This is a genomic window from Erwinia sp. 1181_3, from assembly GCF_052824965.1.
In genome coordinates, this window is record NZ_VTDE01000013.1 from 57,855 (window position 1) to 80,133 (window position 22,279).

Here is a 22,279-nt window from a genome sequence, read left to right on the forward strand (position 1 = left end):
ATTCCGCTGCTCTGGATCCTGCTATGGCTTTAACCCGCCTGCTTATTAAAGACTTTCGTAATATCGAAAACGCGGACCTCGCGCTGGCCCCCGGATTTAACTTCCTGGTGGGGCCCAACGGCAGCGGTAAAACCAGCGTGCTGGAAGCGATTTATACCCTCGGTCATGGCCGTGCCTTTCGCAGTTTGCAGGCGGGCAGGGTTATTCGCCATGAGCAGGACGCCTTTGTGTTGCACGGGCGTATCGCCGGGGCGGAAAGGGAAGTGTCGGTTGGGCTGACTAAAAACCGCGCCGGTGACAGCCGGGTACGGGTTGACGGTAGCGACGGCCACAAAGTGGCCGAACTGGCGCAGATGCTGCCGATGCAACTGATCACGCCAGAGGGGTTTACCCTGCTGAACGGGGGGCCGAAGTATCGTCGTGCTTATATCGACTGGGGCTGCTTTCACAATGAACCGGGTTTTTTCAACGCCTGGAGTAACCTCAAGCGCCTGCTGAAACAGCGTAACGCAGCGCTGCGTCAGGTGTCACGCTACCAGCAGATCCGCGCCTGGGATCAGGAGCTGGCACCGTTGGCTGAACAGATAAGCCAGTGGCGTGCGGCCTACAGTGAAGCGATTGCGGCAGATATTAACGCCACCTGTGCCCAGTTTTTGCCGGAATTTCAGCTGAGCTTCTCTTATCAGCGCGGCTGGGATAAAGAGAGTGATTATGCCGACTTGCTCGAACGCAGTTTTGAGCGCGATCGGGCACTGACTTACACTGCCAGTGGTCCTCATAAAGCGGATTTTCGTATTCGCGCAGAGGGAACGCCGGTGGAAGATTTGCTGTCACGCGGCCAGTTAAAGCTGCTGATGTGCGCCCTGAGGCTGGCGCAGGGTGAGTTTCTCACCCGACAGAACGGGCGACGTTGCCTGTATCTGATAGATGATTTTGCCTCTGAGCTGGATGAAACCCGTCGCCACCTGCTGGCAGCGCGTTTAAAAGCCACTCAGGCCCAGGTTTTTGTCAGTGCCATTGCGGCCGAGCATGTCTTCGACATGACTGATGAAAAGGGCAAGATGTTCACTGTAGAACAAGGTAAAATAGTGGTTCAACCTGAAGATTAAACGAGCGAGAAAAGTTGATGTCGAATTCTTATGACTCCTCCAGTATCAAAGTTCTCAAGGGGCTGGATGCGGTACGCAAGCGCCCGGGTATGTATATCGGCGATACGGATGACGGTACCGGTCTGCATCACATGGTATTTGAGGTCGTGGATAACGCCATTGACGAAGCACTCGCCGGTCACTGCTCCGATATTCTTGTCACTATTCATGCAGATAACTCTGTGTCTGTGCAGGATGATGGCCGCGGTATTCCTACCGGTATCCATGAAGAAGAAGGTATTTCTGCCGCTGAAGTGATCATGACCGTGCTGCACGCAGGCGGAAAGTTCGATGATAACTCCTATAAAGTGTCCGGCGGCCTGCATGGTGTGGGTGTTTCCGTGGTTAACGCCCTGTCGGAAAAACTGGAACTGACCATTCGTCGTGAAGGCAAAGTTCACCAGCAGATCTACGTCCATGGTGTGCCGCAGGCGCCGTTAAGCGTTAGCGGTGAAACCGATCTGACCGGAACACGCGTGCGTTTCTGGCCAAGCCATCAGACCTTTACCAACGTCGTTGAATTCGAATACGAAATTCTGGCAAAACGCCTGCGCGAGCTGTCGTTCCTGAACTCTGGCGTCTCTATCAAGCTGGAAGATAAGCGTGATGGTAAAAGCGACCATTACCACTATGAAGGTGGTATTAAGGCGTTTGTTGAGTATCTGAACAAGAACAAAACCCCGATCCACCCGAATGTGTTCTATTTCTCTACTGAGAAAGACGGCATTGGTGTGGAAGTGGCGCTGCAGTGGAACGATGGTTTCCAGGAAAACATCTACTGCTTTACCAACAACATCCCACAGCGCGATGGGGGGACGCACCTCGTTGGTTTCCGTACCGCCATGACCCGTACGCTGAATGCCTACATGGATAAAGAAGGCTACAGCAAGAAAGCCAAGGTCAGTGCCACGGGTGATGATGCGCGTGAAGGCCTGATTGCTGTCGTTTCAGTCAAAGTGCCAGACCCTAAATTCTCCTCTCAGACCAAAGATAAACTGGTCTCTTCCGAGGTGAAAACGGCGGTTGAGCAGCAGATGAATGAACTGCTGGCGGAATACCTGCTGGAAAATCCGAGCGATGCAAAAATCGTTGTGGGTAAAATCATCGACGCAGCCCGCGCCCGTGAAGCGGCTCGCCGCGCACGTGAAATGACCCGCCGTAAAGGTGCGCTGGATCTGGCTGGTCTGCCTGGCAAACTGGCTGACTGCCAGGAACGCGACCCGGCACTTTCTGAAATCTACCTTGTGGAAGGGGACTCTGCGGGCGGCTCTGCCAAGCAGGGACGTAACCGTAAAAACCAGGCCATTCTGCCGCTGAAAGGTAAAATCCTGAACGTGGAGAAAGCGCGCTTCGATAAGATGCTCGCTTCGCAGGAAGTGGCAACGCTGATCACCGCGCTGGGCTGCGGCATTGGCCGTGACGAATATAACCCGGACAAACTGCGTTATCACAGCATCATCATCATGACCGATGCCGACGTGGATGGTTCTCACATCCGTACGCTGCTGCTGACCTTCTTCTACCGTCAGATGCCTGAAATCATCGAACGTGGCCATGTGTATATCGCCCAGCCGCCGCTGTACAAGGTGAAAAAAGGGAAGCAGGAACAGTACATCAAAGATGATGACGCGATGGACCAGTATCAGATCTCTATCGCACTGGACGGTGCTTCGCTGCATGCTAACGCCAGCGCTCCGGCCCTGGGTGGCAAGCCACTGGAGGACCTGGTATCAGAGTTCAACAGCACGCGTAAGATGATCAAACGTATGGAGCGCCGTTATCCGGTGGCGCTGTTGAACGCGCTGGTTTACAACCCGACGCTGAGCGAACTGGCAGTAGAAGCGCCGGTACGGGCCTGGATGGATGAGCTGGTTACGTATCTGAACGATAACGATCAGCACGGCAGCAGCTACAGCGGTCTGGTTCGTGAAAACCTGGAACTGCACATCTTTGAACCGGTGCTGCGCATCAAGACGCATGGTGTGGATACCGATTATGCTCTGGATACGGATTTCATGCTCGGCGGTGAATACCGTAAGCTTTGTTCCCTGGGCGAGAAGCTGCGTGGTCTGATTGAAGAAGACGCGTTTATCGAACGTGGCGAGCGCCGTCAGCCAATTGCCAGCTTTGAGCAGGCAATGGAGTGGCTTGTCAAAGAGTCACGTCGTGGTCTGACGGTTCAGCGATACAAAGGTCTGGGCGAAATGAACCCTGATCAGCTGTGGGAAACCACCATGGATCCGGAAAGCCGTCGTATGCTGCGCGTGACTATTCGAGACGCGGTTGCCGCCGATCAGCTGTTCACCACCCTGATGGGCGATGCGGTAGAGCCACGCCGTGCCTTTATCGAAGAGAATGCGCTGCGCGCCGCGAACATTGATATCTGATGTTGCAGGGGGCGACCTGTTGTTCCGGTCGCCCCGTATCAATAAGCAGACCCCCATGGGTCTGTTTTTTTTCGCCTGTCATCCTCATGTCGAAAAAGTGAGTAAATTTCGACACGTCTTGTTTTCATGTTAGGCGCATCGACCTGTCTGCCTTCGTTTTTACCTCACCCTCTTTTGGTTTCACTTCCGTTTGCTTCCGTTTTTCACCGAGCGCTATGACCGCTATCACTTTTAAACTTTACGTGCTCCCTTAGGCTACTGAATAGCAAGAGGTGACTATGTATCTGGAACAACGGCGTAACAGCATTCTCGATTATCTCGACCAGCATGAAAGCCTGAGTGTCGCCTGGCTTGCTGCCGCCTTTGCCGTCTCCAAAGAGACCATTCGCAGCGATCTGGCAGCACTGGCAGGCCTTGGAATGATCCAGCGCTGTCATGGTGGCGCGATGGTGATCCGCCGCAACTTACAGGCCAAGCTGATTTCGGAAACCGGCGGCAACTTTGAGGTGCTGTTACAGCGGCTGGAGAGCCAGCGTCAGCGGTCAGCACCGCGCGATAGCACCCAGACACAGGGCCGGGTGTGCATCCTCGGCTCGTTTAACGTCGATATCGTGGCAAAAGTAGCGCGCTTTCCGAAAGGCGGGGAATCCCTGCTGGCGCTGGGCAGTACGCTGGGGCCGGGCGGCAAAGGGGCGAATCAGGCGATGGCGGCCAGCCGTGCCGGAGCACGTGTTCACTTCGTCTCCAAAGTCGGTACCGATCAGTTCAGCCAGTTCGCTTTCGACCATCTGTCGGCGTCAGATATTCACTCTTTCAGGCTGTATCAGAGTGACGTAGAGCCAACGGGTAACGCGATTATCTATGTATCGCAGCAGGATGGCGAAAATATGATCGCCATTTATTCCGGGGCCAACAAGACGTTGACCGACGCCGAAGTAGCAGAAATGACGCATGAACTCGCGGGGTCTGATGTGCTGTTGGTGCAGCTGGAAAACAATTTTTCCGCCACGCTGAACGCCATGAAGCTGGCCACCACCCTGGGCGTGCGCGTCATTATGAATCCGGCGCCTTTCTCAGCAGATGCGCTGGCGTGCCTGCACTATGTGGATGTACTGACGCCGAATGAAACCGAGGCTTCTTTGCTCTCCGGCGTGGAGGTGAATGACCTCGACAGCGCGAAAGAAGCGGCCCTGGCGATTGTGCGTCAGGGAGCGAAGCGGGTGATTATCACCATGAGTTCGCGTGGGGCGCTGATCCTCGAGAACGGTCAGTTTCAGCATATTGCCGCGTTTCCGGCACTCAGCGTCGACACTACCGGTGCCGGTGATGCGTTTAACGGTGCCTTCGCCGCGGCGCTGGCAAAAGGACAGACTATTGCGCAGGCGGCCACTTATGCCGCGGCGTTTGCTTCACTGGCGGTAGAGCGCGAAGGGGCATCGAATATGCCCGATCACCCTCAGGTGGTTGCGCGTCTGGCGCAGCATTAAATCCGACTGACTTTCATGCAGCACTGCTGCTTCAGGAGAACCAAATGAAGAAGATTGAAGGTATTGTTCCCGTCATGCTGACGCCGTTTACCGCTGATAACCAGATTGACTACCCTGGCCTTGAGCGGCTGATTAACTGGTATCTGACACAGGGCGTGGATGCGCTGTTTGCTGTCTGCCAGTCCAGCGAAATGCAGTTCCTCAGCCTGGACGAGCGCGTAGCGCTGGCAAAATTTGTGGTGGAAAAAGTCCAGGGTCGCGTACCGGTCATTGCCTCCGGTCATATCAGCGATGCGCTGGATGCGCAGATTACCGAACTGAGCGCGATGGCCAACACCGGCATTGATGCGCTGGTGCTGGTCACCAACCATCTGGACCCGAAAAATGAAGGCAGTGAGGTGTTCTTCTCCACGCTGAACGCCCTGCTGGAAGCCCTGCCAGTGACCATGCCTCTGGGTCTGTATGAGTGCCCGGCGCCGTATCGCCGCCTGCTGACCGATGAAGAGTTCAGCTTCTGCGCCAACAGCGGCCGTTTTGTGGTGCTGAAGGATGTGAGCTGCGACCTGCCTACCGTACAGCGCCGCGTGAAACTGGCTGAAGGCACACCGTTCAATATCATCAATGCCAATGCCGCCATTGCCTGGCCCGCCATCCAGTCCGGCTCCAAAGGGTTCAGCGGTGTGTTCACTAACTTCCATCCTGAGCTGTATCACTGGCTCTACCACCATGGCGCAGAGCAGCCGGAGAAAGCGCAGGAACTGTCGTTATTCCTGTCACTGTCTGCGGTAACCGAAACCCTCGGCTACCCGAAAAACGCCAAAATTTATCACCAGCAGCTCGGCACGTTCGACAGTGAGTTCTGCCGGGTGAATAAAGATAACGTGCTGGAAAAATTCTGGGGCCTCGGCGTATTGCTGGATCAAATCCAGCAGGGCACTGCGCTGTGGCAAAAGAAAATCGCGGGCTAACCTTCGCGCCGGGCGGCCCTGTCAGGGGCTGCCCGCTGTACCCCACAACCCGCTAAACAAATAACAAAAACTCGTTCGATGCGAGTGAAAACGGGACTACAACCATGATTTTTTGCGATCGCAACGACTGGGCGAGGGAACGTCATACCCTGCATCCGGTCATTAACCAGGCTCTGGAATGGATTGCAGCAACGGATTTTTCCGCGCTGGAACCCGGTAAGTTCGACATCCTTCCTGAGAACAAAATGTTTTGTCTGTACCAGACGATGGACACCGTCCCGGCCAGCGAGATGCGTGCCGAGTCGCATTTCAAATACGTCGATATTCAGTATCTGCTCTCCGGTGAAGAGACGATCGGCGTGGCGCGTGCGCACCCCTCTCACGAGGTGGTCGAAGACCGCGCAGAGCAGCACGATATTGTGTTTTATCACCAGACCCATAATGAATCGATGATTGCGCTGGAAGCCGACACCTTTGTGGTGTTGTTTCCCCATGATGTTCATCGCCCCTGTTGCCAGACCCACGGTGTTTCCCGCCTCCGCAAAGCGGTGATCAAAATCCACCTGAGCCTGTTTACTGACGAGAGATCCTCATGAAAAACGCCTCTGTTACTGCCACTGGCACGCAGCCATTGACCACCAACCCGCCGCAGATCTCGCGCCTGCGCTGGGGCATCATTCTGATCCTGCTGCTGGCCGCCGTGGTGAACTACCTTGACCGCGCCAACCTCAGCATTGCCAATACCACGATCGCTGCCGAGTTCGGCTTCTCGCAGACGGAAATGGGGCTGTTACTGTCCGCCTTCCTCTGGCCTTACGCGCTGGCTAACCTGCCTGCGGGATGGCTGGTGGATAAGTTTGGCCCGAAACGCATGTTCTCCTGGGCGCTGGGTCTGTGGTCTGGCTTTACCTTCCTCGCCGCTTTTGTGAACAGTTATTCGGTGTTTTATGGCCTGCGTATGCTGCTGGGTATTTCTGAATCGCCGTTCTTTACCTCCGGTATTAAAATCACCCATCGCTGGTTTGGCGATAAAGAACGTGGCCTGCCGACCTCGATCATCAACACCGGTTCGCAGATTGCCAACGCCATTGCTCCGCCGATCCTCACCGTCCTGTTATTGAGCTTCGGCTGGCGCGGCATGTTTATGGCGATTGGTTTGATGGGTATTCCGTTGATGCTGGCGTGGTGGAAATTCTACCGTGACCCGGATGCACGTGAAGATGCACTGATTCATGCCGGCCACCGTAGCGTGACTGCCGAGGGCGAGAAGCAGGTAAAAACCAGCTGGGGCGCACTGTTTAAGCACCGTACTACCTGGTTTATGGTGATCGGTAACTTCTCGATTATGTTCACCATCTGGGTCTACCTGACCTGGCTGCCAAGCTATCTGGAGAAATCCCTGGGTTTCAGCCTGAAACAGACTGGCTGGATTGCCTCGATACCTTTCTTTGCCGGGATTCTGGGTGTGCTGGTGGGGGGAATGCTCTCTGATAAACTGGTGCGCAGCGGAATGAAAGCGATCCATGCACGTAAGATCCCGATTGTGGCGGGTGCGGCGCTGGCAGCCTGCTTTGTTGCGCCGATCCCGTTTGTGGAGAGCACACCGCTGGCGATTACCTTGCTGTCGCTGGGCTATTTCTGCTCTCAGATGCCCCAGGGCGCCATCTGGACACTGGCCACGGATATTGCACCGAAAGATCAGGTCGCGTCGTTGGGGGCTATTCAGAACTTCGGCGGTTTCCTGGGAGCGGCAATGGCACCGATTGTTACCGGGGTGATTCTGGATATGACGGGTAAATTCACCAATGTGTTCCTGCTGGGCGCCGGGTTGCTGATGATGGGTGCGATCAGCTATGGCTTCTTTGTGAATAAACCGCTGGCCACGCGCCACTGATGGCGACGTGCCGTTCATTCCGTGATCAGACTGGTCATCGTGAGCTGAATCGCGCTAGCATGGTGACAAATTGTTAGCTAACGAGGATGGTATGGCGATTAAACTGATTGCGATTGATATGGACGGCACGCTGCTGAACCCGCAGCACGAAGTGACGCCGCGAGTGAAGCAGGCGATTCAGGCGGCACGCGATAAAGGCGTGGCGGTGGTACTGGCAACGGGTCGCCCGTTTATCGGTATCCAGCGCTACCTGGCGGAGCTGGGTCTGCAACAGGAAGGGCAGTACTGCATCAGCAATAATGGCGCACTGGTGCAGAAGGCCGATACCGGTGAATGCGTTGCAGAAGTGGCGGTCAGCTTTGACGATTATCTTTATTACGAACAGCTGGCACGCGAACTGGGTGTACATTTCCAGGCGCTGACGCAGACCCATCTGTACACCGCGAACAAAGATATCAGCCGTTTCACCATTCATGAAGCCAGCCTGACTGGCATTCCGCTGCGTTATCGCCCGGTGGAGGAGATGGATACCTCCATGACCTTCCCAAAAGTGATGATGATTGATGAGCCGGAACTGCTGGATGCGGCGATTGCCCGCCTTCCTGCCGAAGCCAGAGCGCGTAATACCATCCTGAAAAGCTCACCTTACTTCCTGGAAATTCTGAATAAACAGGTTAATAAAGGTGCCGGGGTGAAAGCGCTGGCCGACCGTCTTGGTTTACAGCGTGAAGAAGTGATGGCGCTCGGCGATCAGGAAAACGACCTCGCGATGCTGGAGTTTGCCGGAACAGGCGTCGCGATGGGCAACGGGATCGACGCCGTCAAAGCCATCGCGCAGTTTGTCACCACATCCAACCTTGAAGATGGCGTTGCCGTCGCCATTGAGAAGTTTGTGCTGTAATTCATTGCCTGCTGTAAGACGGCGGATACCCTAAGTCCGCCGAATGCATTACCCTTAGCAAAACCGTGTTAAGGGCCTCCTTCCATGAAAGAAACACAGCTTACCTTTTCCCCGCGTCATCATCAGTTGACCAATATTAACGTCTGGACGGCAGACAGCCAGTGGCTGGTATATGACGTACGCCCCTCTGGCGCTTCATTTACCGGGCTGACCATTGAACGGGTCAACGTTGTCAGCGGTGAAACGGAAGTGCTCTATCAGGTCGGTGATGGTGCACATGTGGGTGTGGTCACGGCCAGCCCTGATCTGCCTGCGCGCTATGTGTGCATTCATGGACCGGAACACCCGGACAGCCAGTGGCACTATGATTTCCACCATCGTCGCGGTGTGATTATTCAGCAGGGCGTGGCGGAAAACCTTGATGCCTGCGATATCACCCCGCCTTTTACCGCCGGTGCACTGCGTGGTGGTTCTCATGTGCATGTGTTCAGCCCGGACGGTTCACGCCTGAGCTTTACCTATAACGACCATGTGATGCACGAGTGGGATGTGGCGCAGGATCTGCGTAACGTGGGGGTGGCGGTACCGCTGCATGCGGTGTGCCCACCGATCGATCACCCGCGTGAATATGATGGCAGCCACTACTGCGTGCTGGTCAGCCGGACCACGGTGACACCTCAGCCGGGCAGCGATGAGATCACCCGCGCCTATGAAGAGGGCTGGATTGGCCATCAGGGTTATCTGCGCGGCGACGGCGTTCGTCAGCGCTGGGCGCTGGCATTTATTGGTGACACCGTTGCGGAGACAGGTGAAAAAGTGCCGGAAGTCTTTATCGTCGATCTGCCGGAAAGCAATGCCGCGTTCGCGATAGCGGGCGATGAGCCGCTGGAAGGGACGTCCACCCAACTGCCTGCCCCGCCGAAGGGGGTACAGCAGCGTCGTCTGACATTTACCCACGGTCGCCGCTTCCCGGGTCTTGCTACTGCGCCGCGTCACTGGCTACGCAGTTCACCAGATGGCAGTGCCATTGCGTTTCTGATGAAAGATGATGCCGGGATAGTACAACTCTGGACGGTCTCACCGCTGGGCGGCGAACCGCGTCAGGTGACACACAGTGAGCATGATATTCAGTCAGCATTTAGCTGGCACCCGGACGGGCAACAGCTGGTCTTTGTCTGCGATAACAGCATCACCCTTTGTGAGGTGGCCAGCGGAACACTGCGGCGCATTACCCGACGCAGTGATATTGCGCCTGTGGCGGATGCCGTGGTGTTCTCCCCCGATGGGCGATCTGTGGCATATCTGCGTGACGGCAGTGATTACCGTCAGATCTTTACGGTACAGACGTGTTAGCGGCGTAAGGCGCCATCGTCTGCGACATGACTTCGTTGGTATGATTTGCCTCCTCGCTGCGGCGTACGCGTTCACGCGGCGAGTCGCTATTACCGGAGCGGTAATAGTCCAGCGGCAGGAGTAACGTATCCAGCACGGCAGAGAAAGGCAGATCGAGCGCCGCCAGTGGCTTCATCACCCAACCACTGTCTTTGTCGGTCAGTACGTCTGCACTGGCCCGCGTCCCAGGGTAGTAGCCATCACTGGGACCACTGTGCATCATCACGCTTGAGCAACCGCTGGTACTGACCAGCGACATACAGGCGACAAATCCGGCAATATGACTCTTCTTCAATGTTTTCATCTTGATTATCCCTTCAGTCTTTGCAACCTGGCTGAGACTCATTACCGGCGCGTGGGTTGACCCTGACCACTCTGCGGTGGCTGACACGATGGCCCGGCGAACTCATCCCTGAGTGTATGTCATTCGCTGCTTTCAGGTAAAAAAATCGTAATTTCTCCCCTTGAAAGCATCGATTTCATCACCATTTTATTTTTACGGTCAGTAAAACCTGTGCCGACAGGGCAGTGTTTTCTGAACCGACGACCCGTCCATTATGGAGGGCCGACACCCCTTACTCGCTGAATATCAGGAGCTGTAACATGCGTAATTTTGACCTTGCCCCACTTTATCGCTCATCCATTGGTTTTGACCGTTTGATCAACCTGCTGGAAACCAGCCAAAACCAGGGCACCAACAATGGTGGCTACCCGCCATACAACGTCGAGCTGGTGGGCGAAAACAACTACCGTATTACGATTGCCGTCGCCGGCTTTGCTGAGAGTGAACTGGAGATTACCTCCCACGATAATCTTCTCAGCGTACGCGGATCGCACCCGGACGAGCAGCAGGAGCGCACCTACCTGTATCAGGGTATTGCCGAACGCAACTTTGAGCGCAAATTCCAGCTGGCCGAACACGTACATGTGCGCAATGCCAAACTGGAAAACGGCCTGCTGTATATCGACCTGGAGCGCGTGGTACCCGAAGCCCATAAACCGCGCCGCATCGAAATTCTGAAATAATACGCTGTTGTTAACGGGCCACTCGCGTCAGCGGGTGGCCTTTATTTTATCCTTCGCGATGTGCCCGCTCGACTTCCTCGGCCAGAATCGTAATGCCTTGCTCAATTTTATCGCTATCCGGCACATAGTTCATGCGCATGCACTGATGCGTATGTGGCCACTCCTGCTCCAGCCCCGGGAAGAAGAGATGCCCCGGCACCATCAACACACCGCGCCTTTTCAACCGCTCATACAGCACTTCCGTGGTGATCGGCAGATCTTTAAACCACAGCCAGAGGAAAATTGCCCCTTCGGGTTTATGGATCAGGCAGCGTTCAGGTGACAAATAGCGGCGAATAACGGCAATAGTCTGGATCACACGTTCCTGGTAGAACGGCTTGATCACCTCTTCCGACAGTCGCAGCAGATCGCCGCGCTGGATCATCTCATTGGCGATCGCCGGTCCGACGCTGCCGGGTGCCAGGCTGATAATGCCATTCATATTACTGACCGCCGAGATCACTTTTTCATCGGCAATAATAATGCCGCAACGTGCGCCAGGCAGGCCAAGTTTGGACAGGCTCATGCACAGAATAATATTGGGGTTCCACAGCGGGCGGGCTTCGCTGAAGATAATGCCGGGGAACGGCACGCCATAGGCGTTATCAATCAGCAGCGGAATGTCATGCTGCTGTGCCAGCGCATCCAGCTTAAGTAATTCGTCATCGGTGATCACGTTTCCGGTCGGATTCGTCGGACGCGATACGCAGATCAGCCCGGTATCTTCACCGATATGCAGATGTTCAAAGTCCACATGGTATTTGAACTGGCCTTCCGGCAGCATTTCAATATTCGGCCGCGTTGAGACAAACAGATCTTCATCCAGCCCGGCATCGGCATAGCCGAGGTATTCAGGAGCCAGCGGGAACAGCACGCGTTTTTTTCTGCCGTCAGCGCGGCGGCCAGCGTACAGGTTAAACAGATAGAAGAAAGCGCTCTGGCTGCCGTTGGTCAGGGCGATATTTTCCGGGGCAATATCCCAGCCGAGCTGTTCGCGTAGCAGGGTTGAGAGCGAATCCAGTAACGTGGTTTTACCGCGTGGCCCGTCATAATTACACAGGGCTTCTGCCAGCTTGCCTTCATCATGCATCTGTTGCAGTAACTGCTGGAAGTAGTCGTTCATCGCCGGGATTTGCGCAGGATTTCCGCCACCCAGCATCACCGTGCCGGGGGTCCGCAAACCTTCACCCATATCTTCCATCAGGCGCGTAATACCTGAATGGCGCGTAAATTTTTCACCAAATGCCGAAAAGCTCATACCCTGTTAATCACTTGTTATCTACAACGGGTGACCACCTTAACGCCAGCATCTGTGGGATGCAATATTGCGGGGACAGGCGATCGCACTTGTTCACTGCGGGCAGGCCTTTAATGGGATGAGCGACAGGCAGAGGCTGTTTTAGCTGAATCGTTTAAATTTCCTGGTACGCATGAAGGATGTTCATCACAGTTACTCATGTATATCGATCAGTTGGCGCACTTTTTAGTGACCTGGTGCACGTTTGGACGAGTTAAAACACCCAATAAATCAGTCGGTGATACCTGTCACGTTTTTATCCTACGCTGATTTGTAGTCTGTGGTTCCATAAAGCTTAATCAATTCAGCTAAAGGACAAGAACCATGAAAAAAACACTTCTGGCAGGGGTAGTGATGGCGGTGATCAGCGGTCAGGCAGCAGCGCAAAGCTGGTTGCTGACAGATGCTGAAAGCAGTACGGAGAAGGGAAACTGGCAGATTAATAGTCAGCAGCTGAAGCTGGCGGGTGAAAGCTTCAGCATTGAGCAAAAAGTTCTGCATGGCGGCAAGCAGGAAGGCTCCAAAGTGCTGACTATCACCAGTAAAAACGGCCTGACCATCAGCCTCAGCCCGACGCGCGGCATGGATCTGTTAAAAGTCACGGGCCACGGCGTTCGTCTGGGCTGGGATTCCCCGGTGAAGGAAGTGGTTAACCCGGCTAACATCAATCTGGAAAGCCGAAACGGGCTGGGCTGGCTTGAAGGCTTTAACGAAATGATGGTGCGCTGCGGCTTTGAGTGGACCGGCCACCCGGTGACCAAAGACGGCGTGATCTACACCCTTCACGGTAAAGCAGGCAATACACCAGCCTCTAAGGTTGAAGTGATCGTTGATGATAAAGCACCGCATGAAATCCGCATTCGTGGTCTGTTGAAAGAGACGACCTTCAAAAAAGCGAATCTCGAAACCTGGACGGAGCTGCGTTATGTACCGGGGTCAGATGCCTTTACCGTGCATGATGTGCTGACCAATCAGGCCGATTATCCGCACGACTACCAGATTATCTATCACAGCAACTTCGGCACGCCGATCCTTGAAAAAGATGCGCGGTTTATTGCGCCACTGAAATCCGTGTCGCCGTTTAATGACTACGCCAAAAAAGGGCTGGATGGCTGGAATATTTACGGTGCACCGACCAAAGACTTTGATGAGATGGTATTCAACCTGACGCCGAAAGCCGACAGCAACGGGAAAACCGTGGCGGCGGTGATCAACAGTAAAGGCGATAAAGGTGCCTCGATTGAGTTTGATACCCATCAGCTTCCGCTGCTGACCATGTGGAAGAATACCGATACCCTGAAACAGGGCTATGTCACCGGGATTGAGCCGGGCACCAACTATGCTTATCCGGTCACCATTGAGAAAGAGCAGGGACGGGTGAAACAGCTACAGCCGGGGCAGAGCACCGCGTTCACCCTGACCTACACGCTGCTGAAAGATGCCAGCGCAGTGCAGAAGGTGGAACAGCGCGTGAAGCAGATCCAGGGGGATGAAACTGTCGCCATCAGCGAAACGCCTATCGCGAAAGAATAATTCCAACGCTAACCGCAGGGGCGGGCATGCCTGCCCCGTACAAATGTGTGCAGGGGAACGCTAACCGCAGGGTCAGGCATGCCTGCCTGCCCCGTACAAATGTGGGCAGGGGAACGGTAACCGCAGGGGCGGGCATGCCTGCCCCGTACAAATGTGGGCAGGGGAACGGTAACCGCAGGGGCGGGCATGCCTGCCCCGTACAAATGTGGGCAGGGGAACGGTAACCGCAGGGGCGGGCATGCCTGCCCTGTACAAATGTGGGCAGGGGAACGGTAACCGCAGGGTCAGGCGTGCCCCGCCCGCTGTCATGCCGATCAAAAAAATGCTCGGGTCCTACGCAACCCGAGATTAACGCGGGTTCACGCAGTTCTTCTCGACCTTACCGCTTAACGCGGCAATCAGATTATCCACGGCGTCTTTTGCCATACCGTAACGCGTTTCATGCGTGGCAGAGCCAATGTGCGGCAGCGCCACCACGTTGCGCAGTTGCAGCAGCTCAGAGCTAACCGGTAACGGTTCCTGCTCAAATACATCCAGCCCTGCGCCATGAATCGTCCCGTCTTTCAGGGCCGCAATCAGCGCCTGCTCATCAACCACCGGGCCACGTCCGGCGTTAATCAGCACGGCACTTTTCTTCATCTTCGCCAGCTGCTCACGGCCAATCAGATGGTGGGTCTGTGCCGTCAGCGGCAGACTGATGCAGAGGAAATCAGACTCGGCCAGCAGCGTATCAAGGTCACAATATTGCGCATCAAAACGCTGTTCAGCCTCGGGATGCTGTTTACGTGCGTTATAGAGGATGGGCATACCGAAGCCAAGATGTGCACGTTGCGCCAGCGCCAGGCCGATGCGGCCCATGCCGAGAATGCCCAGCTTCTTATGATGAACATCTACACCGTACCAGTCAGGGGCGATGCTTTTTTGCCATTCACCCGCTTTGACGCGCTCAGCCATTTCCACCACGCGACGTGCTGAACTGAGGACCAGCGCCATCATGGTATCGGCAACGGTTTCGGTGAGCACGGTCGGCGTGTGCATCAGCAGGACGCCGTTGTCATTCAGCGCTGCCACATCAAAGTTGTCATAACCCACGGACACCGTTGAGGCCACACGCAGCTTCGGCATGTGCTGTAAAAAATCGGCATCCACTTTACCGCCCGATCCCAGAATACCCTCTGCTTCACTGAACGCGGAGGCATGAGCAGCGAGGGTTTCCGGGCTTAAGTCGTTCACTTCAGTCACACAGCAATGTTCATCCAGCCGTGCGCGCAGATCGTCCGGTAACGACTTATAAAGCACTACATTCGGTTTCATTCGATTCTCTCTGTTCAGGTAGTCGATAGATTAAGCCTGTTTTGCACCATGAGGCAGCGGCATCTGTTTATTCTGTGCGGGTTTCACGATCAACGTCAGCCAGACGGAAACCAGTAAGGCGCTGCCCATAAAAATATACGAGGCCGACGGACTGCCGGTGGCACCATTGAGGTAGCCCACCACCCAGGAACCAAGGAAGGAGCCCAGGGCACCCATCGCATTGATCAACGCCATTGCCCCGCCGGACACGTTACGCGGCAGCATTTCCGGGATAATGGCAAAGAATGGTCCGTAAGGGGCATACATCGCGGCCCCGGCGATCACCAGCAGAGCATAGGATAGCCAGAAATGACCGGGTCCCACCAAATATGAGCCTAAAAAGGCCATTGCACCAATCAGCAGTAACGGCCAGACAAACAATTTGCGGTTTTGTAACTTATCCGAAGCCCAGGAGACGACAATCATGGCGATGGTCGCGGCCAGGTAAGGCACTGAGGACAGCCAGCCGGCTTCCACCATGCCCATCTGCGTGCCGTTACGCAGAATGGAAGGCAGCCACAGAACAAAACCATAAACGCCAATACTCCAGCAAAAATACTGTGCGCACAGGATAATGACGTTTCGTGACTTAAAGGCTTCAGCGTAGTTACGAACCGCTTTCAGGCCCTCCTGCTCTTTCTGCAACTGCGCCTGCAACGCGGCTTTCTCTGCATCACTCAGCCATTTGGCCTGTGCCGGTTTATCCTGCACCAGGAACCACCATGCCACCGCCCAGATTACCGCCGGGAAGCCTTCGATAATAAACATCTCACGCCAGCCGAAGGCGTTAATCAGATAACCCGAAACCACGGACATCCACAGCACCGTGACCGGATTACCGAGGATCAGGAAGGTATTCGCGCGTGAACGCTCTGATTTGGTAAACCAGTTACTAATGTAGATCAGCATCGCAGGCATCACCGCCGCTTCCACCACGCCCAGCGTAAAGCGGATCGCAGCCAGCATCGGAATGTTGCTGACCAGCCCGGTCAGCGTGGCGCAGATGCCCCATAGAATCAGGCACCAGAACACCAGTTTCTTTACGCTGCGTCGTTCGGCATAGATCGCCCCGGGGATCTGGAAGAAGAAATAGCCCAGAAAGAACAGTGCGCCCAGCAGCGAGGAGACGCCTTTGGTGATGCCGAGGTCTTCATTAATTCCTGCGGCGGAGGCAAAGCTAAAGTTTGCACGATCCAGGTACGCTAGGCTGTAGGTGATAAACACGATGGGCATGATGTACCACCAGCGTTTCGGCGCGATTGTCTGATTTTTCATAAGTCTTCCTCGGTGGCCGCATTCTGTTGTAGGGGACGATGCGGTTTGTTTTTCCGGGTTGTGACGGCGTTAGAAATCACCCAGCGCGGCGCGCGTCGGTAATCCTTCACTGTCACCGATGGCCTGAATGGCCAGCGAACCAATTTTGTTACCGCGCCGTATCGCTGCGGGTAACGATTTTCCTTCCAGTAAGGCGCTGATCACGCCAACGGCGAAACCATCGCCGGCACCGACGGTATCGACAACGTTATCCGTTCTGATCGCTGCTATCTGGCCGCTCTCGCCGTCGGCGGTTTTGTACCAGGCTCCGTCGCTGCCGGTTTTGATCACGACCGCTTTCACGCCCATCGCCAGGTAGAAGTCGGCAATGGCTTCCGGCTGCGTGTAGCCGGTCAGGATCTGACCCTCTTTAATACCCGGCAGCACCCAGTCGGCAAACTGCGCCAGACCATTGAGCTGTTTCACCATCTCCTGTTCACTGGACCACAGCACCGGGCGCAGATTAGGATCGAAAGAAATTGTTTTACCTGATGCTTTCATCTCACGGGCCACCTGCTGTAACAGCGCCAGCGAGCTGTCAGAGAGGGCTGCGGCCACGCCGCTGAGATGCAGATGACGGGCTGAGGTGAAGTAGCCGGGGTTAAGGGTAAAGTCAGCCACGGAGAGGTGGCTGGCGGCAGAGCCTTTGCGGAAGTACTCCACCAGGGGGTCTGAACCATCGTCGACTTTGGATTTCAACTGAAAACCAGTGGGATAACGCGAATCGGTGGTCACCAGACGGCGATCGACGCCTTCGTGGTCCAGCTGCTGACAGGTAAAGCGGCCAAAGGCATCGTCGCCGATGCGGCTGACCCAGCCCACGTTCAGGCCAAGACGGGCGAGGCCGATCGCGACATTGAGTTCCGCCCCGGCAATACGTTTGCTGAAATGGCTGGCGCTGGCGAGATCGCCGCACTCATCGGCCACAAACATTGCCATGGCTTCGCCAAGGGTGACCACATCCAGCGGATGGTTCGCATCAATACTCATGATTTATTCCTCACGCAGCAGGTCAACATAGTGGCGAGTGACCGCCACCAGGTCCGGCCCTTCCAGCGGAAACTCAATGGCGCGCGGCACGTCTGATGGCAACAGTGCCAGTGTTTTGCGCCACAGATCATCAGCGTCATCCAGTGCAACGGCGCGCCAGCTTTCGCCCTCAGGCACAGCGGCTTTGACATGAATGTAGCTGACGTAGCGGTTTAAGCGATTGGCGGCCTCCAGGGGCTTATCACCCACCCACAGCCAGTTGCCCATATCAAAGGTCATGCCGTTACAGGTACGGCTTTCGCCGCAGGCGTGGAAGAAGCGGTCAAGGGCGGCCAGTTTTCCGCAGTCGGTCTGATCGTTTTCTACCACCAGATGCACTTTTTTTCCGGCGAGTTTGCTGCGCAGCTCATGACATTCGAAATCGGGCTGATAGTTGCCCAGCGCATATTTTAGTAGCTGGGCATTAAGCTGCTCTGCTTCAGAAAAGTGCTGGTCGAGTCGTGGATTCAGTGAACCATCGGCCATAAACAATGCTTCCGGCACGGAATAGAACGCCACCAGTCGTGCTGCGTGGATGGCGTCTGCCAGCAGCGGCAAGGTCGCCAGCTGTTGTTCGCTAAAAAGCTCGCGGCGGATCTCTACGCCGTCGGCGCCTGCGGCGGCAATAATCGGCAGCAGCGCCTGCTGACCACCCAGCGCGGCGACCTGCTTTTGTCCATAGGCGGCGGTGACAACGATGACTTCTCTTTTCATGGGGTTCTCCGGGAAATATCCACCTGTTCTGCTAAAAACGTTAGATGGAACCGGTTCCAAAAGAAAGGATCAGTGCAGTAATTTATGATCGCGCTCACGATGTGAGCGTTTGAGAGTAGGGAAAAATCTTAAAAAAGGGCGTCAGAGGGGGCGCAGAAAAAGGGCGAGGTGGGGTCGATGAGGGATCCTGCCGGGTGGCCAAGGCGGCAGGATCATCGTTGTTTTAGCGCGTCAGCCTTTGCGTTGATCCACGTACAATCAGTTCGCCGCTGAACACCTGTTCATGGCGGGGAGCATCGTCACCGCCAACGCGTTTCAGCACCTGTTCCAGGGCTGCATACCCTATCTGCCAGGTGGGCTGTTTCAGGGTCGTGATGCCGACACCGGCCAGTTCGGCCCACTCCAGTTCGTCAAAGCCCAGCAGGCCGATCTGCTCGCCCCAGTTGAGCTCCAGATGGCGCAGTGCGCGGGCAACCTGAAGTGTCAGCGCCCCATTGACGACCATAACCGCACAGGGTGCCGCATGATGGCGCTGATAAAACGCATGGAGTACCGTTTCCAGACGCTCACCGTCGCCGAGGGCAACTTCAGCCTGTTCAGCCACGAGATCAGGATGCTGTGCCATACGCTCGCGGAAGCTGTGCACACGCTCCAGTCGGGTGTTCACTAGGCCCAGTGGTTCGCTGATAAACAGCACGGCCTGGTATCCCTTATCCAGCAGATGTTCCGTGGCCATCAGGGCCGCCGTGCGGTTATCCAGGCCGACGACATCGCAGTCAAAATCCGGGATTTTACGGTCGATCAACACCATCGGCAGCAGCGATTGCTGGAGCTGATTTAGCGCCTCTTCGTGCATGCCGACCGCATTCACCACAATCCCTTCCACCTGATAGCTGTTAAGCAGGTTGAGGTAGTGTCTTTCGAGATCCACTTCGTTATTGGTGTTACACATCAGCAGGGTAAAGCCGTTGGCGCGGCATGCTGCTTCAATGCCGCTCAACACATTCACCGAATAGGGATTGGTAATATCCGCGATAATCAGGCCAATAAGCCGGGTCCGTCCGCGTTTAAGGCCACGAGCCATCTGGCTGGGGCGATAATTGAGCGTGGCGATGGCCTGTTCAATACGTGTTTTGAGGTCGATGGAGAGTGCGCTGAGTTCACCGTTAAGATAGCGCGAAACGCTGGTTTTCCCGGTGTTCGCGGCTTTAGCGACATCGCTGATGGTGGCTTTCGCGGCCTTACGATTCATGATGTTCCCTGATGGTGATGATTGCGCGAGCCTACCACAACTGCCGCCCGACGGCAGCATCAGGGCAGTTTCAGCGCCGGTTGCCACAACACTTGTAACGTGTTGACGTCTTCTCCCTCAATCAGCTTCAGTACCATCTCTGCCACCTGTTGACCGACATCGGGGCGCGTGGCCTGAACAATACTGGTGACCGGATCGGCGATCACTGAATCCGCGGGCAGACCATCGTAGACCACCAGCTCAACGCGCTGCGGGCCCGTGAGGAAACCTGCTTCCCGCAGGGCAATGGCTGCGCCGTCACCCAGCATATTGCAGTCGGTGATGATCACCTGAGGGCGCTGCGGCTGTGCCAGCAACTGACGGGTCAGGCGATAGCCTTCCCGGCGGGTCGGCTCGATCCGCCAGCATGCATCCTGAGCCAGGCCGCGTAGCGCCAGCGCATCAAGAAATCCCTGGCGGCGCTGGTCAACAAAGGTTTGATCGTGATGACTGCCCAGCAAAGCGAAGCGTTGCAGTCCGGCATCGGCATAATGCGCAACGGCCAGGGCTGGCCCAGCGTAGTTATCGAAATCAAACCAGGCATAAGGGGAGGCCAGCTCGCTGCGGCCCAGCGCCAGGAACGGGAAGCCCAGCTGTTGCAGTTTAATCAGGCGACTGTCGTGTCGCGCAGTGTGTGCAACAATCAGCGCATCCACGCAGTGTGTGCGCAGCATTCGTTGCATACCGCGATGGTCGTCATGGGTATCGTCGGCAATGATCAGCAGATCAACATCGGACTGCGCAAGCGATTGCGCGATGGCGCCCATCATTTCGACGAAGCTAATATCGTTAAACGGCAGGGGAGTGACGGGAAAAAGCAGACCTACGGCATTGGTGCGTCCGGTTTTCAGGCGGCGTGCGACAGCATTCGGGCGATATCCGCGCCGTCTGGCTTCTTGTTGAATTCGCTGACGCGTCTCTTCTGCCACGTCGTCATAGCCATTAAGAGCCCGACTGACGGTGGTAACGGAGAGGCCGAGTGCGCTGGCGATGGCTTTGAGTGACATGTGTGCGGCGGCGTGTGGGTGATCAATTTCTGCGCAGGGTAGCACACATTGGTAAAGCTCACTACGATATAGCGCAATTATTCTCAAAAACAGGAATAACTACCCGGCAGGGCGTGCCGGGTAGTGAGATGCTTACAGCGGGCTGAGGGTAATCTCAACGCGACGGTTTTGCGCTTTACCTTCTGCGGTGCTGTTCGAGGCGATAGGGTTATCAGGCCCCATTCCCTGAGTGCGCACGCGGTTGCCCGCAACGCCCTGAGTGATCAGTGCACTTCCTACGCCATCAGCACGCTGCTGGGAGAGCGTCATGTTCAGCTGACGGCTGCCGCTGCTGTCGGTGTAGCCGATGACGTTAACTGCGGTTTTTGGATACTCTTTTAGCACCATCGCTACGCCGGTCAGCGTATTGGCACCCGCGGGTTTCAGCGTGCTGCTGCTGCTGTCAAAGGTGACGTTGTTTGGCATGTTCAGCACGATATTGTCGCCATTACGCGTCACACTCACGCCGGTGCCTTTCATTTTATCGCGCAGTTTGGCTTCCTGAACATCCATGTAATAACCTGCACCACCGCCCAGAGCCGCTCCGGCAGCAGCACCGATCAAGGCGCCTTTACCCCGGTCTTTCTTCGACGAGGAGAGCATGCCAACGCCTGCACCCAACGCGGCACCGATGCCCGCGCCAATACCGGATTTACCCGCTTCACGTTCGCCAGTGTAAGGGTTGGTAGTACAGCCCGCCACGCTCAGGGTGCCGCACAGCACCAGGGCAAGTGTAATGACGCTTTTCTTCTTCATCAGGGGATCCCTCTCATTCGCAGCAAGTGGACAAAATTGCCCGTAAACGCGATCATTATGCCGATGAAATGAGAGGGAAATACGTAGGCTTATTCCCAAATTTGTAAGTGAAAGCTACTTATTGTTATCGGGATGGCAAAAGCAGGTCGTGGTGTGTTCACTGGTCAGCCCGCAGGCCTGCATAAAGGAGTAACAGGTGGTGGAACCGACAAATTTGAAGCCACGCTTTTTCAGTGCTTTTGACATAGCGTCCGAGATGGCGCTGGTGGTGGGGGCAGAGCGATAGTCAGTAAAACGGCTGACCTGAGTTTGATGATCAACGAAACTCCAGATAAACGTTTTAAAGTCTTCTCCGGCGGCTTCCATTGCCAACAGCGCACGTGCGTTAGCCATTATCGCCGTGATCTTCCCCCGGTGGCGGATAATGCCACTGTCCTGCATGAGCCGCTCAATATCGTCATCGTTCATCGCCGCCACCTTCCGGACATCAAAATGATGAAACAGGCGACGATAGTTTTCGCGTTTTTTCAGTACGGTCAGCCAGGATAATCCCGCCACCTGACCTTCCAGGCAGATCATTTCAAATAACGCCTGCGTTTCGGTGTGAGGCACGCCCCATTCCGTATCGTGATAGGCGATATATAACGGATCTGCAGAAACCCAGCCACAACGTTGCATTGTACTCTTCCCTTTACTGGTTATTT

At 55.5% G+C, this 22,279-nt stretch carries 20 protein-coding genes; 10 read left to right on the forward strand and 10 right to left on the reverse strand.

Annotated elements, in window-relative coordinates; all coding sequences use genetic code 11:
* Positions 1 to 23: 23 nt before the first annotated feature.
* The 8 genes from recF to FY046_RS21170 all read left to right on the forward strand — a co-directional run bounded on the left by recF (position 24) and on the right by FY046_RS21170 (position 10,138).
* The gene (gene recF / locus FY046_RS21135) at positions 24 to 1,109 is read left to right on the forward strand and encodes a DNA replication/repair protein RecF (protein WP_133844808.1); all 1,086 of its coding nucleotides are present in this window, start codon (positions 24 to 26) and stop codon (positions 1,107 to 1,109) included.
* A gap of 17 nt (positions 1,110 to 1,126) precedes the next feature.
* Complete coding sequence (gene gyrB, locus FY046_RS21140; protein WP_133844806.1) at positions 1,127 to 3,535, forward strand: DNA topoisomerase (ATP-hydrolyzing) subunit B; 2,409 nt, start codon at positions 1,127 to 1,129, stop codon at positions 3,533 to 3,535.
* Positions 3,536 to 3,813: 278 nt separating this feature from the next.
* The gene (gene rbsK / locus FY046_RS21145; protein ID WP_133844804.1) at positions 3,814 to 5,022 is read left to right on the forward strand and encodes a ribokinase; all 1,209 of its coding nucleotides are present in this window, start codon (positions 3,814 to 3,816) and stop codon (positions 5,020 to 5,022) included.
* A 44-nt stretch (positions 5,023 to 5,066) separates the two neighbouring features.
* On the forward strand, positions 5,067 to 5,990 hold the full coding sequence (locus tag FY046_RS21150; RefSeq protein ID WP_133844802.1) for a dihydrodipicolinate synthase family protein: 924 nt from the start codon (positions 5,067 to 5,069) through the stop codon (positions 5,988 to 5,990).
* Between the two features lie 104 nt (positions 5,991 to 6,094).
* Positions 6,095 to 6,586, forward strand: a complete 492-nt coding sequence (locus tag FY046_RS21155) for a YhcH/YjgK/YiaL family protein (RefSeq protein WP_159338276.1) — start codon at positions 6,095 to 6,097, stop codon at positions 6,584 to 6,586.
* Entirely contained in the window at positions 6,583 to 7,884 is a 1,302-nt protein-coding gene (locus FY046_RS21160; protein WP_159338275.1) for an MFS transporter, read from the forward strand. Before FY046_RS21155 ends, FY046_RS21160 begins: the two co-directional genes overlap by 4 nt.
* Positions 7,885 to 7,975: 91 nt before the next feature.
* Positions 7,976 to 8,785: a sugar-phosphatase gene (yidA, locus tag FY046_RS21165; protein WP_133844796.1), complete on the forward strand. Its 810-nt coding sequence runs from the start codon at positions 7,976 to 7,978 to the stop codon at positions 8,783 to 8,785.
* An 84-nt stretch (positions 8,786 to 8,869) separates the two neighbouring features.
* Positions 8,870 to 10,138: a DUF3748 domain-containing protein gene (locus FY046_RS21170; protein WP_133844794.1), complete on the forward strand. Its 1,269-nt coding sequence runs from the start codon at positions 8,870 to 8,872 to the stop codon at positions 10,136 to 10,138.
* Here the strand turns inward: FY046_RS21170 and FY046_RS21175 are convergent.
* Positions 10,119 to 10,481: a YceK/YidQ family lipoprotein gene (locus tag FY046_RS21175; RefSeq protein ID WP_133844792.1), complete on the reverse strand. Its 363-nt coding sequence runs from the start codon at positions 10,479 to 10,481 to the stop codon at positions 10,119 to 10,121. The two genes, FY046_RS21170 and FY046_RS21175, sit on opposite strands and share 20 nt — an antisense overlap.
* Before the next feature lie 299 nt (positions 10,482 to 10,780).
* Here FY046_RS21175 and ibpA point away from each other — a divergent pair, with 299 nt between their 5' ends.
* On the forward strand, positions 10,781 to 11,203 hold the full coding sequence (gene ibpA / locus FY046_RS21180; RefSeq protein WP_133844789.1) for a small heat shock chaperone IbpA: 423 nt from the start codon (positions 10,781 to 10,783) through the stop codon (positions 11,201 to 11,203).
* A gap of 46 nt (positions 11,204 to 11,249) precedes the next feature.
* On the opposite strand, the gene FY046_RS21185 is transcribed toward ibpA, so the two are convergent.
* Positions 11,250 to 12,500, reverse strand: a complete 1,251-nt coding sequence (locus FY046_RS21185; protein WP_167863233.1) for a valine--pyruvate transaminase — start codon at positions 12,498 to 12,500, stop codon at positions 11,250 to 11,252.
* A 363-nt stretch (positions 12,501 to 12,863) separates the two neighbouring features.
* On the opposite strand from FY046_RS21185, the gene FY046_RS21190 reads away from it, so the two are divergent.
* On the forward strand, positions 12,864 to 14,072 hold the full coding sequence (locus FY046_RS21190; RefSeq protein WP_200642202.1) for an aldose 1-epimerase family protein: 1,209 nt from the start codon (positions 12,864 to 12,866) through the stop codon (positions 14,070 to 14,072).
* A 348-nt stretch (positions 14,073 to 14,420) separates the two neighbouring features.
* Here FY046_RS21190 and ghrB read toward each other — a convergent pair whose 3' ends face one another.
* From ghrB to FY046_RS21230, 8 genes are all read right to left on the reverse strand, one after another.
* On the reverse strand, positions 14,421 to 15,386 hold the full coding sequence (ghrB, locus tag FY046_RS21195; protein WP_446186457.1) for a glyoxylate/hydroxypyruvate reductase GhrB: 966 nt from the start codon (positions 15,384 to 15,386) through the stop codon (positions 14,421 to 14,423).
* Between the two features lie 30 nt (positions 15,387 to 15,416).
* The gene (locus FY046_RS21200) at positions 15,417 to 16,700 is read right to left on the reverse strand and encodes an MFS transporter (RefSeq protein ID WP_159338272.1); all 1,284 of its coding nucleotides are present in this window, start codon (positions 16,698 to 16,700) and stop codon (positions 15,417 to 15,419) included.
* Between the two features lie 69 nt (positions 16,701 to 16,769).
* Positions 16,770 to 17,729, reverse strand: coding sequence for a sugar kinase (locus FY046_RS21205; protein ID WP_431022302.1), 960 nt, complete (start codon positions 17,727 to 17,729; stop codon positions 16,770 to 16,772).
* A gap of 3 nt (positions 17,730 to 17,732) precedes the next feature.
* The gene (locus FY046_RS21210) at positions 17,733 to 18,482 is read right to left on the reverse strand and encodes a sugar phosphate isomerase/epimerase family protein (RefSeq protein ID WP_159338270.1); all 750 of its coding nucleotides are present in this window, start codon (positions 18,480 to 18,482) and stop codon (positions 17,733 to 17,735) included.
* A 223-nt stretch (positions 18,483 to 18,705) separates the two neighbouring features.
* Positions 18,706 to 19,734 carry a LacI family DNA-binding transcriptional regulator gene (locus FY046_RS21215; RefSeq protein ID WP_159338269.1) on the reverse strand — a complete coding sequence of 343 codons (1,029 nt, stop codon included), beginning with the start codon at positions 19,732 to 19,734 and terminating at the stop codon, positions 18,706 to 18,708.
* Positions 19,735 to 19,793: 59 nt separating this feature from the next.
* Positions 19,794 to 20,780: a LacI family DNA-binding transcriptional regulator gene (locus FY046_RS21220; RefSeq protein ID WP_159338268.1), complete on the reverse strand. Its 987-nt coding sequence runs from the start codon at positions 20,778 to 20,780 to the stop codon at positions 19,794 to 19,796.
* A gap of 132 nt (positions 20,781 to 20,912) precedes the next feature.
* Entirely contained in the window at positions 20,913 to 21,575 is a 663-nt protein-coding gene (locus FY046_RS21225; protein WP_133844771.1) for an OmpA family lipoprotein, read from the reverse strand.
* Positions 21,576 to 21,689: 114 nt separating this feature from the next.
* On the reverse strand, positions 21,690 to 22,253 hold the full coding sequence (locus FY046_RS21230) for a DNA-3-methyladenine glycosylase I (RefSeq protein WP_133844769.1): 564 nt from the start codon (positions 22,251 to 22,253) through the stop codon (positions 21,690 to 21,692).
* Positions 22,254 to 22,279: the final 26 nt, after the last annotated feature.

Coding starts and splice junctions, on each gene's coding strand:
- FY046_RS21225 (WP_133844771.1), bottom strand. CDS start 21,575: ATGAAGAAGAAAAGCGTCATTACACTTGCCCTGGTGCTGTGCGGCACC.
- ghrB (WP_446186457.1), bottom strand. CDS start 15,386: ATGAAACCGAATGTAGTGCTTTATAAGTCGTTACCGGACGATCTGCGC.
- gyrB (WP_133844806.1), top strand. CDS start 1,127: ATGTCGAATTCTTATGACTCCTCCAGTATCAAAGTTCTCAAGGGGCTG.
- yidA (WP_133844796.1), top strand. CDS start 7,976: ATGGCGATTAAACTGATTGCGATTGATATGGACGGCACGCTGCTGAAC.
- FY046_RS21155 (WP_159338276.1), top strand. CDS start 6,095: ATGATTTTTTGCGATCGCAACGACTGGGCGAGGGAACGTCATACCCTG.
- rbsK (WP_133844804.1), top strand. CDS start 3,814: ATGTATCTGGAACAACGGCGTAACAGCATTCTCGATTATCTCGACCAG.
- FY046_RS21230 (WP_133844769.1), bottom strand. CDS start 22,253: ATGCAACGTTGTGGCTGGGTTTCTGCAGATCCGTTATATATCGCCTAT.
- recF (WP_133844808.1), top strand. CDS start 24: ATGGCTTTAACCCGCCTGCTTATTAAAGACTTTCGTAATATCGAAAAC.
- ibpA (WP_133844789.1), top strand. CDS start 10,781: ATGCGTAATTTTGACCTTGCCCCACTTTATCGCTCATCCATTGGTTTT.
- FY046_RS21220 (WP_159338268.1), bottom strand. CDS start 20,780: ATGTCACTCAAAGCCATCGCCAGCGCACTCGGCCTCTCCGTTACCACC.
- FY046_RS21210 (WP_159338270.1), bottom strand. CDS start 18,482: ATGAAAAGAGAAGTCATCGTTGTCACCGCCGCCTATGGACAAAAGCAG.
- FY046_RS21160 (WP_159338275.1), top strand. CDS start 6,583: ATGAAAAACGCCTCTGTTACTGCCACTGGCACGCAGCCATTGACCACC.
- FY046_RS21175 (WP_133844792.1), bottom strand. CDS start 10,481: ATGAAAACATTGAAGAAGAGTCATATTGCCGGATTTGTCGCCTGTATG.
- FY046_RS21185 (WP_167863233.1), bottom strand. CDS start 12,500: ATGAGCTTTTCGGCATTTGGTGAAAAATTTACGCGCCATTCAGGTATT.
- FY046_RS21150 (WP_133844802.1), top strand. CDS start 5,067: ATGAAGAAGATTGAAGGTATTGTTCCCGTCATGCTGACGCCGTTTACC.
- FY046_RS21205 (WP_431022302.1), bottom strand. CDS start 17,729: ATGAGTATTGATGCGAACCATCCGCTGGATGTGGTCACCCTTGGCGAA.
- FY046_RS21190 (WP_200642202.1), top strand. CDS start 12,864: ATGAAAAAAACACTTCTGGCAGGGGTAGTGATGGCGGTGATCAGCGGT.
- FY046_RS21215 (WP_159338269.1), bottom strand. CDS start 19,734: ATGAATCGTAAGGCCGCGAAAGCCACCATCAGCGATGTCGCTAAAGCC.
- FY046_RS21170 (WP_133844794.1), top strand. CDS start 8,870: ATGAAAGAAACACAGCTTACCTTTTCCCCGCGTCATCATCAGTTGACC.
- FY046_RS21200 (WP_159338272.1), bottom strand. CDS start 16,700: ATGAAAAATCAGACAATCGCGCCGAAACGCTGGTGGTACATCATGCCC.